11 protein-coding genes and 2 pseudogenes are annotated in these 14,689 nt (G+C 59.5%); 10 read left to right on the top strand and 3 right to left on the bottom strand.

The genetic code is table 11. From position 1 onward, the window contains the following. Window positions 1-245 precede the first annotated feature (245 nt). The 7 genes from AC0L3I_RS29710 to AC0L3I_RS29680 all read left to right on the top strand — a co-directional run bounded on the left by AC0L3I_RS29710 (window position 246) and on the right by AC0L3I_RS29680 (window position 8,340). Window positions 246-2,429: a S8 family serine peptidase gene (locus AC0L3I_RS29710; RefSeq protein WP_473529251.1), complete on the top strand. Its 2,184-nt coding sequence runs from the start codon at window positions 246-248 to the stop codon at window positions 2,427-2,429. After that, the gene (locus AC0L3I_RS29705; protein ID WP_473529250.1) at window positions 2,426-3,727 is read left to right on the top strand and encodes an MBL fold metallo-hydrolase; all 1,302 of its coding nucleotides are present in this window, start codon (window positions 2,426-2,428) and stop codon (window positions 3,725-3,727) included. The genes AC0L3I_RS29710 and AC0L3I_RS29705 overlap by 4 nt, the downstream gene beginning before the upstream one ends. Window positions 3,728-3,779: 52 nt before the next feature. Beyond that, window positions 3,780-5,333 carry a hypothetical protein gene (locus AC0L3I_RS29700; protein ID WP_473529249.1) on the top strand — a complete coding sequence of 518 codons (1,554 nt, stop codon included), beginning with the start codon at window positions 3,780-3,782 and terminating at the stop codon, window positions 5,331-5,333. Between the two features lie 62 nt (window positions 5,334-5,395). Beyond that, on the top strand, window positions 5,396-5,734 hold the full coding sequence (locus AC0L3I_RS29695) for a hypothetical protein (protein ID WP_473529248.1): 339 nt from the start codon (window positions 5,396-5,398) through the stop codon (window positions 5,732-5,734). Window position 5,735: 1 nt separating this feature from the next. Next, on the top strand, window positions 5,736-6,428 hold the full coding sequence (locus AC0L3I_RS29690; RefSeq protein WP_473529247.1) for a caspase family protein: 693 nt from the start codon (window positions 5,736-5,738) through the stop codon (window positions 6,426-6,428). Then, entirely contained in the window at window positions 6,335-7,693 is a 1,359-nt protein-coding gene (locus tag AC0L3I_RS29685) for a hypothetical protein (protein WP_473529246.1), read from the top strand. The genes AC0L3I_RS29690 and AC0L3I_RS29685 overlap by 94 nt, the downstream gene beginning before the upstream one ends. Then, window positions 7,690-8,340 (top strand): hypothetical protein, encoded by a 651-nt coding sequence (locus tag AC0L3I_RS29680; protein ID WP_473529245.1) that lies wholly within the window; start codon window positions 7,690-7,692, stop codon window positions 8,338-8,340. The genes AC0L3I_RS29685 and AC0L3I_RS29680 overlap by 4 nt, the downstream gene beginning before the upstream one ends. 120 nt (window positions 8,341-8,460) lie before the next feature. On the opposite strand, the pseudogene AC0L3I_RS29675 reads toward AC0L3I_RS29680, so the two are convergent. The 3 genes and pseudogenes from AC0L3I_RS29675 to AC0L3I_RS29665 form a co-directional block, all read right to left on the bottom strand. Next, window positions 8,461-8,835: pseudogene (locus AC0L3I_RS29675) on the bottom strand (aminotransferase class I/II-fold pyridoxal phosphate-dependent enzyme); the annotation flags it as partial. A 66-nt stretch (window positions 8,836-8,901) separates the two neighbouring features. Beyond that, window positions 8,902-9,861, bottom strand: coding sequence for an aminotransferase class IV (locus tag AC0L3I_RS29670; protein ID WP_473529244.1), 960 nt, complete (start codon window positions 9,859-9,861; stop codon window positions 8,902-8,904). A gap of 330 nt (window positions 9,862-10,191) precedes the next feature. Next, window positions 10,192-10,647: an Lrp/AsnC family transcriptional regulator gene (locus AC0L3I_RS29665; RefSeq protein ID WP_473529243.1), complete on the bottom strand. Its 456-nt coding sequence runs from the start codon at window positions 10,645-10,647 to the stop codon at window positions 10,192-10,194. A gap of 513 nt (window positions 10,648-11,160) precedes the next feature. Here AC0L3I_RS29665 and AC0L3I_RS29660 point away from each other — a divergent pair. From AC0L3I_RS29660 to AC0L3I_RS29650, 3 genes and pseudogenes are all read left to right on the top strand, one after another. Beyond that, window positions 11,161-11,962 (top strand): annotated as a pseudogene (locus AC0L3I_RS29660) (DUF4158 domain-containing protein); the annotation flags it as partial. A gap of 427 nt (window positions 11,963-12,389) precedes the next feature. After that, window positions 12,390-12,767 carry a Nif11-like leader peptide family natural product precursor gene (locus AC0L3I_RS29655; RefSeq protein ID WP_473529242.1) on the top strand — a complete coding sequence of 126 codons (378 nt, stop codon included), beginning with the start codon at window positions 12,390-12,392 and terminating at the stop codon, window positions 12,765-12,767. A 41-nt stretch (window positions 12,768-12,808) separates the two neighbouring features. After that, on the top strand, window positions 12,809-14,329 hold the full coding sequence (locus AC0L3I_RS29650) for a radical SAM family RiPP maturation amino acid epimerase (protein WP_473529241.1): 1,521 nt from the start codon (window positions 12,809-12,811) through the stop codon (window positions 14,327-14,329). Window positions 14,330-14,689 lie beyond the last annotated feature (360 nt).

Raw genomic sequence — 14,689 nt, 5'->3', positions numbered from 1 at the left:
ACTTGCCGAGAACCTCGTCGAAGAGCCGGTCACCGACGACATGGTCGGCTAGGAATTGTGAGGCGGCAAAGAATTAGACGGGCTGAAGGCGGACAAAATCTGTTATAGGTGTCATTCACTTGTTGCTTTACCTCATTATTTGTGCCACTGAGTTGCTCGCTGGAGCAAGCGGGTCATTTACACTGAATTGGTGTACTTGACGCGTAGTTCGTTACTTGGCTGGTCTTTTGGGGGGGCGGCAGGCGGTGGCGGTTAGCGACGAGACCTCGCGCAGACTTCATCCGCGGCTGCGTTGCCTGAAAAACGGGGCGGCGACAGTCAATCTCCTCAGATCCGACATCAGCTCGACGGTAGCTACTGCTCCGAGTTTGTCAGCTGAATCGCTGGGCATCCCCGCGAACCTCGATCTTTGTCAATTTCGCGAGAGCCTCCCGATCAGTCCGGCAAAGATCCCGGTGCGCGCGCGATTGCCCAAGCGGCCCAAACTCCCGGCAACCCAGCAAGCAGATCAGTCTTACGTCAACGTGTTTGTCGAGCTTTACCGAGACGGTGGCACCGACGATGGGGGAAAGGCTGAACGGGCCGCCACCGACCAAGTCAAGCGTATCGCGCAGGCCGGCCAGGCGAGTGCCAAGGCATCGGACAAGGCGTTGTTGGGCGGCCAGATTCTGGTGCGTCGAAACTTCGTGTCAGCGACCGTGCCAATTACCGCGCTTGCCGAGCTTGAAGCCGATCCGAACGTCGCCTTTGTGCATCCTTCCGAGCCGGTAACGTTCGACCGACCGGTTATCACGCGGCAATTGGCTTCGGCTCCGTCCACGCGCTTTCATGCTGACGCGTCGCTGCGCAAGGCCCACCGCGACGGTGAAGGGGTTATCATCGGCATAATTGATGTCGGCGGTTTTGATTTCGCGCATCCGGATTTTCTCGATGACGCGGGCAAGACACGGTTTCTCTCGATCTGGGACCAAGGCGGAGATTTCCGCGAGCCTCCGTCCAAAAATGGCAAGAGTCAGTTCGACTATGGCAGCGAACTGACCAAAGAGTTGATGGATCGAGCGATTGCCGGGGCGAAGAAGAAGGGCGGATTTCCAGCCACCTTCGCCGAGCGGCAATCGCAGCGATCGGAAGGCTCGCATGCCACGCATGTCGCCAGCATAGCGGCCGGAAACAGCGGCGTGTGCCCCAAGGCGATGATCGCCGCGGTATTGATATCAGTCCCAATGCTCAAGGATCAAACGGAGGAGCGCCGCGCGACCTTCAGTGACTCGTCGCGGATCGTCCATGCCGTTGAATACTTGCTTGAGATTGCTGAGCGTGAAGGCAAAGCAATCTCAATCAATATCAGTCTCGGCACGAACGGCGCCGGGCACGATGGATCGAACGGCGTCTGCCGTTGGATTGACGGGCTGCTCTCGACGCCAGGTCGCGCCATTTCCGTGGCGGCGGGTAACGCCGGCCAGGAGAAAGGCGAGACCGCAGAAGACTTGGGGTTCATCATGGGCCGCATTCATTCAAGCGGCCGTATTGCCTCACGCGGCCTGACTGTCGATCTCGAATGGACGGTCGTCGGCAACGGCATCGAGGACATGTCCGAAAACGAGCTGGAGATCTGGTACGGCGCCCAGGATCGCATCACGGTTATGGTCAAGCCGCCGAGCCTGGGCGCCGACTGGATCACGGTTCGCCCCCGAGAGTATGTCCAGAACCGGCGCCTGGCGAGCGGGACGACGGTGTCGATCTACAACGAGCTCTATCACCCGACCAACGGGAGCAATTACGCGGCCATCTACCTGACACCCAACCTGCAGGCCGACAGCCTCCGAGGGGTCGAGGCGGGGGTTTGGAAGGTAAGGCTCGTTGGTGATGAGATCAGGAACGGGCGCTTCAACTGCTGGATCGAACGGGACGATCCGATCGATATTGGGGTACAGGGCAGCCTGCGGCTCTACCGGTTCCCGTCGTTCTTTTCAGAAGGGTCGAACGTCGACTCGCATTCGATCAGTTCGCTTGCCTGCGCCCATCGCGTCATCGCGGTTGCGAACCTGGATGAAGCGCGACAGCGCATGAACATCTCGAGCAGCCAGGGGCCGACGCGCGATGATCGCGCGAAGCCCGACATTGCAGCGCCTGGAACGGAAATTGTCGCCGCCAAAGGGTTCAGCGAGGACGACAAGCAGTGGATCGGCATGACCGGCACCAGCATGGCCAGTCCCCATGTTGCCGGCGTCGTCGGCCTGATGCTGGTGGTCAACAAAGACCTGACGTCAGCACAGTGTTCGGGCATCCTCCAGCGCACCGCTCGCCCACTTCCGGGCAATTCCTATGAATGGCGCAACGATGCCGGCTTCGGCGTCATCGATCCCGCGGCGGCGATCGATGAAGCGCGGACCTTCAACGAACGCGTCGAGGTGAGGGGCGCCCGATGAAGCTTCATATTTTCCAATCCGACAAGGGCGATTGCCTGCTGCTCGAAGGTGCCGAGGACGGTCGGATCCTGTGCGATGGAGGCATGTCGTCCAGCATGAAGAAGAGCGTTCGCGAAGAGCTCTCCAAGCTCCGCGATCAAGGCGCGAAACTCGACTACGTCTATGTGTCCCATATCGATCAGGACCACATCTCCGGCGTGCTCCAGCTACTGGAGGACGAGCTTGCGTGGCGTCTCTTCGATCATCACAAGGAGAACAGCACGCCGATCCGTGCGCCGAAGGTGCCTCGCCCGCCGGAGATGGGCGGCATCTGGCACAACGCCTTCCGCGACCAGGTCGGGCAGAATTCCGGCGATATCGAGAATCTGCTCGCGGCGGCGGCACCGGCGCTGCTCGCGACCTCGGTGCCGGAACTCGTCGATCTTGGTGCAGAGATGCAACAGATTGCCGTATCGATCCCGGAAGCGATCAAGGTTTCACGGTACGCGTCAGCCGAATTGCTCAACATTCCCGTCAACAAGTTGCCACGGTCGCGGGAGGAACCCAGGCTCCTGATGTATCGAGAGGGGCAGAAATCCTTCAAAGTCGGATCACTGCGTTTCACGATTGTCGGTCCGACGGAGACCGAGTTGGAGGCGTTGAGGGAGGGGTGGAACAATTTCCTGCGCAACGTCGATAATCGCCAGCGCCTGCGAGACCTGCGGGCCGAGATCAGGCGAAAGGTCGACGCCTTTGGTCAGGACGCCTTCAGCCTGAGGGACTGGAACGGGATCGAGGATTTCAAGGGCGTTACGACACCGAACATCGCGTCGCTGATGTTCATGGTCGAAGAGGGCGCCAAGCGTCTTCTTCTGACCGGCGATTCCCAGCAGGACATCATTTTGAAGGGGCTTGAACTCGCGGGCTTTCTCGATGAGGGCTACTGCCATGTCGATGTGCTGAAGGTTCAGCACCATGGCTCGGAACACAACGTCGACGAAGCGTTCTGCAGGAAGGTGTCGGCCGACCACTATGTTTTCTGTGGGAACGGCTCCAGCGGAAACCCTGAGCGAACGGTCATCCAGCAGATTTATGATTCACGGCTCGGCCCCGTGGACAAACGCGCCCTGGCTCCAGAGGCGGAGGACAAACCCTTCACATTCTGGTTCAGCACCACGTCCGACAGTCTCGTGGAGGGCAGTGAAAACTACGAAACATTCGTTGCCGTCGAGGACTTGGCCGCCTCGCTGAAGGATCAATCCGGCGGCTTGCTGTCGTTGGCGTTCAACAAGGACGCCCGGATTGAACTCGAAGTCTAATTTGGCCATGCCGGGCTAGCCGTCGTGAGGGCGCAGCAGTTGGGGGAAGCGAATGGAGCCGACCGAGGTCACTGGTACATATACCTACCGTAGCTTCCTCAATGAACCCAACATCATCGATGATTTCAGCAAGCTGAGGTTTGCGGAAGCGGAGCTCACGCTTGTGGCGAACCTCAACGGGACCGTCGCCGGTGTCTTGTCCTGGCCAACGAACGAGGATGATTCCGAGCGGGCGGTTATGACCGTCGAGGGAGAACTGGTGACGCGAGAGCCACCTCTGATCCGCCTGCGCGGTGCTGGCGCGAAGGGCTCCGCCATCGAGACGTTCGAATACATCTATGAGCTGACGCTCGCCAAACACTGGCCGGAGACGACTGGTCCGCGAAAGTGTCTGGTCGGCTCCGTCATGCGCGCCAAGGATCATGGCGACGCCAAGGCCGGTGCCACCGCCAGTGTCATCGCCGTGCACCGGGATTTTCTCGAGCCGCGAGATATTCCGGGCGTGGCGCTGTCACCCTCGACGATCGAAATGCTATCGAGCAAGTGGCATCGCCTCTGGCACGCCGCCTGGCACACGGTCCGTGGTCAATGGCCGAATTTCCAGAAAGAGGCAACGCGAACCGCGATCGCCGATCTCGGCTGGGGAGTCGCGCGGCCGCCACGAAAGAAGCGTACAGAGGGAAACAACCTTATCCTGGACAACGGTGCGGGCGAGGACTTCCTCTTCATGCATCGCTGGATGATCAAGATGGTGCACAGCGGCTATGAGGACCAAGGGCTCCCGCCACCCCTTTCCTGGAAGCGCATACCCGCGGCCGACATTGCGCAACTCGTCTATTCGCCAGATAGCAGCGGCCCGTCAGGGCAGACCGTCTTCAAGCGAGATGCCTCGGCGTCGGGCAATATGGTGGCGTCGACCGGAGAATGGGTGAAGACACCGGACTACTTTTCAACCGTGATGCGCCAATGGGAGGCGAATTACACGAGTTCCTCGGTGCTCGCGAGCTTGAGCCTCGGAGCCTTGGGGAACCTGCTCGAGTTCACCATCCACAATGCGATGCACAATCGCTGGATGACGCCAGCAAGAGATCCGGAGACGGGAGAGCTGATCATCGACCCAGAAACGGGCGATCCGGATTCCCGGCCAACTTTTGACTTCTCGGACAAGTGGAACTCACCGAAATACGACTTTCTCGGTGAGTTCTATTCCTCGCATCTCAACCCGGTATTCTGGCGCCTCCATGGGTGGGTAGACGACAGGATCGAGGACTGGTTCAGGGCGCAAGAGGCGTCGCGTCCGGGAGTAATCAAACGGCGCGAACTCCATGGCATGGAATGGTTTGAAGTCAACGCCCCGTGGGTGGTGGTCGACGAGCCCTTTGTCGGCATTTCGCTCGACGGACATGGCGGGGGGCACGGCCATGTCGGCCACTACCATGGCGCTCCCGACCCGAAATCGGCCGAAATCGACACGATGCTCAAAGTCATGGCGGCAATCCAGAATGACGCCCTGCCGACGACACCATTGTCGTTGGATACCGGACCGGGCGTCGGTCCGCGCCGCGAGAGAATTAGCATGCGCTTCGAGTTGCCGGACGAAGTCTAGATACGTGGCAACCCGATTGGGATGAACGTTTGCAGAGTTAGGTGCAGGATAAGGGGCTGACAATGGTCATCGACGGAGTTTGGACGGTATTTGGCATCGGGTGTGCCGGCGGCGTGCTCGCCGAGGTGCTTCACTGGTGGAATCTCAGGGAAGCGGAGCAACTTCCGGCCTATGTAAAGAGCCTGCTGTACTGGGGTATCACGCTGGCCATGGTCATCGCTGGCGGCTTCATAACCTGGCTCTATTTCGGGGGGAAAGCGGAAGGCATCGTCGCGTTGCATGTCGGGATTTCAACGCCACTGATCTTGCAGAAGCTCGTTACGAGCGTGCCGCAGCCTGCGGGGTCCAAGAATGTGATCGCAAAGCCCGCGCCCAGCATCCGAAACTTCTTCACCTGGTAAGATGGCCGCCGTCGGGGCGTTCATCGTTGGCATTGGGGCGTATTCCCAAGACGTCGTGGGGCGCCTCGGCCAATTGCGGTATGCCGTCAATGATGCAAATGACGTTGAGCAATACCTTCGCACCTGCTGGAAGCCGGCTGAGCTTAATCTCGTCAGGGTCAAGGAAGACGCGGCAACGGCCGCTGCACTTGAGGCCGGCCTGACATTGCTGGCCAAGCAAGGGCCGTACGAGCTTTGTTGGATCTTCATGTCCGGTCATGGATGGGTGGACAATTCGTCGGCAGGGCTGATCGTGCAACCGAGCGGCGGCGGGGCGGGTCTGCCGCTGCTCGATGTCGCACGATTGGATAGCCTGCTGGGCTCGATCGTCGCCGAGCGGACGATACTCGTCCTTGATTGCTGCTTCGCCGAAGGGCTCGTGCGTCACATGACGTTCTTTGACGCCCTCGGTCAGAGCGTCGCGCGCCTCTATGTCGCTTCATCGCGCGAGCAGCAGCGCCGTGGGAGGATGATGGTGTTGAACGCGGTGTATTCACCGCTCATCTTATCGATCTGCTCAATACGGGCAGTGCCGCGAGCTTTGGCGGACGAAAGGACCGCGTGGATGTTGATGCCGAGTTGTTTCCGGCGCTTTGCGAGCAGGTGCCGCTCTATGTCTATGAGCATAAGAACGGCGAACATCAGGAGCCGGTAAAGGGCGGCATTGCACGGGGCTCGGTCACACTGCCGGTTGCAAATACAGCGCAGCGGGTCCAGGGCCGAACCATTCTCGGCACCGTGCTGCGAAGGCTGAGGCAAATCGCGATCGGTATCGCCGCGACCGGCGTCGCGCTCCTGCTTTTTGCCTATGCCCTCCTGTATTATGTCGAGCCAGGTGCGACGGGCACGTTGTTGGTGCGGCACGGTATCCGGTCCATCGAGCCCCTCCTGCGCTTCCTGCCGTTGGACAGGGTCGACACCGGCATCGCCGTCGCGAACCTGTCGAACAATCCTGCAGCGTCGGCGCCGCTCCAGTCTGGATATACGAGCGGCGTCTGGACGCACGTGACGGACTACCGGACGTGGTTCACGGCAATACTCGCAGGTCTGGATCCAGGAGCGGCCGCCCACTATGCAACGCTCGCCGGCGATGCTCCTCCGGCTTTGGGCTCGTCGCCCTCTCCATTGGACATCGAGCGCGCTGCCTGGATGGCGCTCAGCGCGGGCGACCCGCGGGCCCTGGAAGAGGTTCTGGCGCACGTACCGGGCATCGACAGGCGCTCGCGTGAGTTGGTGCAGCTCGACGTCAATCGTATGGATTTTGAAGTCCTGGACCTCAGCCCGGTGAATATGGAAAGCCATGCCGCGGCGTTGTCCTACTCAGCGACGCTGGATCCAGTTGGAGCGTTTCCAGCCTTCCTCGGTTTTGCGAAGGCGACGCAGGAGTGGTTGATCCACAACACCGATGCGCAGCGCGGCCGGGGCGCCCGTGACCGTGTCCTCGATTCCGTTGCCGATATTCTCCGCGTCATCTCCATCGCACGCATCGATCGTGGTTTGGCGGAGCTTGACGAGGTGGATCGAGCCCATCTCCGGGCATTGGCTGATCTCGGCTATTCCGAGGTCATCGGCCTCGCACTCAGCCGCCTGCCAAGGGACAGCGAGGCGCGTCTGGCGGCCGCAACTGACGCACTCACTCGATTTCATGGCAACGCCGATGAGCCCGCTCAGGCCGTTGCGTTTCGGACAATCTTGGCGAGCCTCGACGCTAGCGCAGGGGCCAAAGAGCTCGTGAGCAAGGTAGCAGCGGTATTTGTGCAATCGGGGACGGTCCCTAACAGCTACTACACGCGTTTTCTGATTGGTGCTGCTGACGCTCGTGCGCTTCCGCCGAATCTTGTCAACGAGTTAGTCGCAAATGCTAAAGCTGCTGTTATTTCGAGGAGAGCGAGCTCGCGAGAGTGTTGGCTCACGCTATGAGTCAGATATCGGGCACCGATCGGGCGACTGCATACGGGCTCATCGAGCGTGCTGCAAATTCCGTTACCCCGAAATCGATGATGACCGCTGAGATGTACGGAGTGCTCGGCCGTCAACTACTCGACACCGACGGCATGCTGGCCAAGGTGCGAGAGCAAGCATCGATGGCCGCCCCTTACACGCTTGATGCTTCCAGTGTTTCGGTTAGTACGACGCCCGGCGTTACAATTTTGGTCAATGCAGGTCCTTGGCTAATAGCCCTCGCGGAATTTGGCCGCACGCGCAAACTGTCGAATGAAGACATTGCGCTTCTCCGCGGCCACGTTGCGAACCCGAATATGCGTGAATTCATCGTGGCAGCGCTCCTCTACCAGGAGCAGGGGGCCGAGGCCGCCCACGCCGTGAGTTCGTGGACTGAACGCTTGGCCGCGCTGCCAACCGACGCGAGGGCACGCGATGTCGAGCAGGCGCTCTTCATTGCGGATCTTGCGGTCCGACCGCGATCTGAATTTGAGACCCTCCTTGGTGAGTTGAGGCGAGCGCGCTCCGGTTCCCAGGAGCCGGAGCTTAGGATCGCATTGGGTGTGCTCATCATCGAGTCGCAAATTGCCCGCACGAAGCGAGGTGTGAGTGATGCTTGGCGATAGGATGGTTGAATCGTGGGGCCAGCCTAGCCTGCCTTCCTGGTTCACCGGAAGTCCCGCGTCTTCACCTTGGTGGGCTCAACATGCAGCGTTGGGTGTCGCTTGGCAGATGGGGTGGTTGCCGTCCTCCCCCAGCAACGTCTCGAAAAGGCCGCCATTGGCGTCAAAGCAGGAGCCATAGAGGATGGTGTCCTCCAGGCCGAGGAAGGATGAAATCGTCGCCTCGAGTTCCTTGTGCTCCTCCTGCGTGCCACAGATGAAGCGCACCGACGCCATCCCATAGCCATAGCGGTCGAGCGCCTGGCTGGCCGCCGCGCGCAGCTCGGCGCTGTCGGCGAGGCCGACATAGTTGTTGGCGCAGAAATTAAGCACCTTCTGCCCGCCGACCTCGATCTGCGCCGACTGGGTCGACGTGATCACCCGCTCGGATGTGTAGAGGCCGGCCGATTTCAGGCCGGTGAGCTCATTCGAGAGATGAGAAATGAAAGCGTCGGTCATCGGCAAACTCACGGCGGCACAGCCCTCCCCGCGCTGGGGAGGAACGCTCGACAATATATCGCGGTACTACGGGTAATTTACCGCGGTCGACCATGCCGGATCGGCATGCTTCTCCCAATACAGGACTTTCAGCTGGCGAGTCAGAGCGCCAACCTTGCCGTCGCCTACAACGGTTTCGTCAATCTTAGACACGGGCATGATCCCGCCCGCTGTAGACGTGATGAAAACCTCATCGGAGCCCTTCAGCTCGTCGCGATCAATGTCGCCGGCGCTGACGGATAGGCTCAGTTCGTCGCATAGATCAAATACGGTCTGGCGGGTAATGCCGGCAAGGACGCCATAAGCCGGTGTCTTCAAGCGGCCGTCCTTCACGGCGAAAACGTTGAAGCCTGGCCCCTCGGCAATGTTGTCGTTGATGTCGACGAGCAATGCGGTTTCGGCACCGAAGTCGTACGCATCGAACAGGCCCTTCACCAAATCGAGCCAGTGATAGTTCTTGATGGTCGGATCGATCGACTTGGGCGGGATCCGGACGGTGTTGCTGATGGCGACATGCAGGCCGCGCTGCAGCTGCTCCTCGTTGGCAACCGACCCGAAAGGCACCGCGAATGCAATGAACCTGTTCTCCGACTGGCGCGGGTCACGGCTAAAGGTGGGCGAGCCGCCTCGCGTGCAGATCATTTCCACATACGCCGACTTGTGCTCGGATAGCGCCACACAGGTCGACAGGATATTTTCGATCTCACTGCGGTTGTAGGGAAGCTTCATACGGAGCTTTTCCATCCCGCGGAAGAACCGGTCCAGGTGCAGGTCCAGCCTGAAGAACCTCCCATCCCACACATGGACGGTATCGTAGGTGGCATCGGAATGCAGAAAGCCCCAGTCCAGAACGGAGACCTTGGCTTCGGACATCGGCAGGTACTGACCATCCATGAAGGCTACGCCATGGGGATACTGCCGTTGATCCCGGTGGCGTTGCTCTATGGCTGGGAGAGCTGTTGCAGGTTCGGCTGCAGCAAGTGTCATTCCTGAGTCCTCCAAATCTTGCAACCAGGCGCTCCGCACGCCCGGCTACGATTTGCCGCTGCGGAACCGCCCAGCGGCTCCACAGCTCAGCAATTCAAATGTTGGCGCACCTCGGATCGCCAGCACGCTGCGCGTGCCAGGCGTCGTTAGCGCGATCGATTACCGCTTGAGCGGGGCCATAACCCCTTTTGTGGCCGGCCGCCGGTCGCCCGGTGTTCCAATTAAATCGCAGACTTCGATGCCGTGATTGCGATCAAAGTGGCGCCCCTGCCGCAATGCACGCTTCAAAAACGGGATGGAAGTGGCGGAAACGTTCAGCCTTAAAAGGGCCTACACTAGCGACCGGGGCTCAAACTTCACGCGGTCCAGCGCAATCATGCTCTTGAACTTGCGGACATTGGGATTTGTGTAGAGTTTGGTCTTTACAAAAACGTCAAAGGCCTCAACGTCCTCTACTGCTACAATAAGAACGAAGTCAGCATCACCTGTCACCATATAGCATTGAGTGACTTCTTTCGCCGTCCTCATTGCTCGCTTGAAGTCGTCGACAAGGTCTAAACGCTCGCGATCGAGCTCCACTGTGACGACCACGGTCAGCGACTTACCGAGCGCCTTGGGGTCGACTAGGGAGATGTCTGCGGTGATAACCCCGTCGCCGCGTAACTTATTGACACGGCGCATGCATGAGGCAGCAGACGAACCCACGAGGTCCGCAAGCTCGGAGAACGATAGCCTGTTGTTCTTTTGAAGGGCGCCGAGTATCCGCCGGTCAAGATCATCCATCATACCTACACCCTAGATACGAAACCACAATGTGGCATTAGCGATCCGAAACGCTCGTTGCAAGATCGGACGCTGAATGAAACGCTACCCCATATAAAAGGTGCCATTATTGCAATCGTCGCGGATGGGCGACCGTTTCTTTTCACCTAAGCGCGAGTTTTGCCCGAACTATTAAAAGCAAGGAATGAGCACGGATTGGAGCACAATGGCTGGCCAGGGTGCTCCGCTTGCGCGTGCCATGCCGCCAAACTCATTTCGACATCGGTTAAGGAGCTTGAGGTCAGCACTGCTGCTCTTAAGACCGAGGTTCAACAATCAAATCGAGATCAGTAAGTGTGACTGTCGTCGACGGTGACCCGCAGCAGCCGAGTGCCCCATCTTTGGGATGCCTAGCGAGAACCCGAGTGCGATATCGGTCGCCTTGCACTTGATCTCTGTGGATAGCCGTAGCCAAGGCTGACGTATGTGCCGCCCAGTTTGTCATCGTTCGATCGAGTACTGTGATGGAGTCGGGCGATGCGCAGACGGAAGCTTCTCAAAGATCAAGATCGGCATAGACTTTTCCGTGTGCCGACCGATGAGGACAGCCTCATCCGACACTATTCGCTGTCGTCGGCTGACAGGCCTGAGATTGGCCTTCGGAGGCGAGAACACAATCGGCTCGGCTTTGCTGTTCAGCTTTGTCTGATGCGCCACCCAGGTAGAGTGCTCGCCGCCGGAGAGACTTCGCCTCGCGCAATGCTAAAGTATGTTGCCGATCAGGTCGGCGCTGACCTCGGAACGTTCGCGCTCTATGCGCGCCGTGAAGAAACCCGTCGCGACCACGCCGCGCGCTTGATGATGTATCTGGATACGAAGAGCGCAACGGGGGAGGACCGTCGAGCGGCGCTACTGGCTGCGATTCAAGCGGCAACAATCCCGACGACAGCGTCGGGATTGCGAAAAGCCATCGCGGCGTCTTTTCGGGAACGCGGTTCCCTGCTTCCGGTGACCGAGACGGTCGAGCGAATAGGACTCGCGGGCCGCTCGATTGCACGTCGGCGGGCAGAGAGAGCGCTCATCGAAGAAATTTCGGTCGATACGCTTCAATCATTGGATAAGCTCTTGGAGGTTGACCCGGCCATCGGGCAGACGCGCTTTCATTGGCTGCGATCGGCGCCGGAAGCGCCGGGTGCATCCAACCTGGTCGGACTGACCGAACGGATTGCATTCCTGCGGACGCTGGAGATCGATCCGAAATTGCAGGCGCGTATATCATCCGGACGGTGGACCAGATGATCCGTGAGGCGAACCCATGCCGGCCTGGCTTGCCAATGACCGACGGGAAGCCGGATCTTGTCCCGCTCGATCTGGGCCTGCCCGGCATATGAGCGGGCACGATCTGCTGCGCAAATGACGGGCCGATGGGCTGGAGAGGGCTGGCTCGCTACGTCGCCCACCGGGTCACCGGCGGCGGTCGCCCCCGGCTCTGATAGAATGTGGCGTGCGGCTTTCCCGCACCAAATATAGCCGGCCACAATGGTGTGGGAAATCCACCCGCCCGGATCTTTTAAGGCGAAGCCGAATGGCTGAGCTACTCGGCCACGATACAGAAGATCCAAAAAACGTCGGTAAGTTGACAACGTGCGGTCAGATAACGCGCAGAGATTTGAGGTTGGTACGGAGCTTGCTGGTACATCAGCCGATCGCTTGTGAGAGCGAGATGGCTGGATAGCTTGGACACTGAGCAGAGGCGGGAATTAACTATGGCGCGAACTGACGTAGAGCGATTCGTCAACGAGTTAGGAGAAAAAGGCAGTCCGCTTGAAAACCTCAAACGGCGTGCTGGAGGGCTTGCATCGATTGTAGAGTTTGCAAAGGACCTCGACTACAACATCACACTCGACGAGGTTAAAGGTTTTATCCGATCGAACAGCCGAGAAAAACCAAATAGCAAGAAGCTTCGCGCGACTGCGGGCCGCAAGGGTGGTTCGAGTGTTTCGATCTTGACCAACCTTGTACACACCAATGCGTTGGCTAATTGCACTCCGTGTACATCCATGAGCCCTGTTAAAGTCGGCGGAAAAACTGCAACCGTCGCGGTCGTTGTCCTTATTGTGATAGTTGTAGCGGTCGCGAGCTAGCTCTGATCGCATTGGCTCGAAGGAGCCGGTCTGAAGAGAACATGATCGCAAAGCTTGTCAACGAGAAGATAATGCCATCAGGCGGACAAGGGGCCGCTGCAACGGCTCATCTCTACCCTCGGAGCGAACGCTGGCGGCAGATTTTTGATCGGCGCACGCCTAAGGAACGGCGCAGTTTGTCACATATCAAGCGCTTCATGGAGCGGCTGGCCGGTGATGGGAAATTCCGTACGGCGCTTTCCGAGAACCTCGACAACCCTCGGATAGTGACCGCGCGCTACGGCATCGAAGTTGACCCAATGGAGATGCTGCCGCTCTGGTGCGGTGACTACCTGAAGTATCGCTTCAAGCCGGAGTCTGCCCCGTGGCCGCTGGCTATGATGTGGGATGAGTATACGCGGGAGATGTTGCGCCATCGCGACCTCCTGCGCGGCCAAGGCGAAATGTCGACTATCAACCCTCGCTTTCATGCCTGGCGCGAGCGCCAAATCCGGCGCTGTAACGACGAAATGGGCGAATTGGCGCCGTCGATCGCGCACTCCGTCATCGCTTTCGAGCTGAGCGAAGGCTGCACCGTCGGTTGCTGGTTCTGTGGCCTCTCGGCGGGAACCTTCAAAGGTTACTATGAATACACTGAGGAGCATGCAGAGGTTTGGCGCGGCGTGCTCCGTGTGGCGAGCGAAATGTTTGGTTCGGCAGTCCGCACTGGCTTCTGTTACTGGGCCACAGACCCGATCGACAACCCGGGGTACGACCGTTTTCTGTTCGACTACCATCAAATCACGGGCGAATTGCCACAAACGACGACGGCGGCCCCGCTCAAGGATCAGGCACTCACCAACCGCGTGCTCGAACTGTTCGAACGCTACGGTCGCGTGACCAATCGTTTCTCGGTGCTAAGCACGGACCATCTTAATCAGATACACGCGGCGTTTTCGCCCGAGGACCTGATGGGGGTCGAACTCATCCTGCAGGGCAAGGACGGGCCGACCGCAAAGGCTTTCACCGGGCGCGCACGAGCGCGGAAGGAGAAACTCAGGGCAGCCGGCAAAGCTGCCGCAATCGCCGTGCCGGAGGGCTGTCCCACGACAATCGCCTGTGTTTCTGGCTTTCTCGTGAACATGCGGCAGGGACGTTTACAACTGGTGACGCCGGTACCCGGTAGCGAACGCTGGCCTCTCGGGTACCGAATCGTGGCTCAACGTTTCTTCAGCACGCCCGACGAGTTCCGGAAGGGTCTCGGTAGCATCATCGACGAGAATATGCTCGAAAGCCCGCCTCCCAACCGGCCAATTCGCTTCCGCGGAGACCTGCAATACGAGGCAGGGGACCACTGCTTCCATCTCCGCTCACGCAACAGTGAGCATCGAGTGCTCGACGGGGTGGTTCCGATTCCCATTGGCCATCTAATCGCGAGCGGGAACTGTACAGCCTCGGAGCTGATTATGCGGGTCACGGACGGAGCGAGCGTCCTTGCAGTCGCCGACTTGCTCGATCAGCTATACGCGGCTGGGGTGATCGAAGAGGACCTCGACGACATTTCGCTTGGCAGAACGGGATGACGGGCGCGGGCCGCGGGCTTTTTTGTCCGCAACGCCACTGCCCTGCGTCCCGGACAGGCCGAAGGTCAGATCAACCGCCTCAAGACCCTCAAGCGCGCAATGTACGGCAGGGCAGGCCCCGAACTGCTGAGACCACGAATGCTGCTACCGCGCCACACAAATTGAGGAAGAACCCGGTTAAGTGCCAAATGACAGTGGCCGAGGTGTCCGCTCGCCGAGGCCGCGGGCGTGCTGATCGGACCATCCGCTGTCGCTGAGGCTCTCGCCGGTTCACCGCAATTGTCTCAAAATGGCGGACCCGCGACACGGTTTGTCAGGTCCGCGCCACAGGCCTCGTGGGCCGATCTGTTGTTTGCGGCA

The sequence above is a fragment of the Mesorhizobium sp. WSM4840 genome (assembly GCF_055811755.1).
The sequence above is the reverse complement of the archived record's forward strand: the minus strand, read 5'-3'. Positions and strand labels throughout refer to the sequence as shown.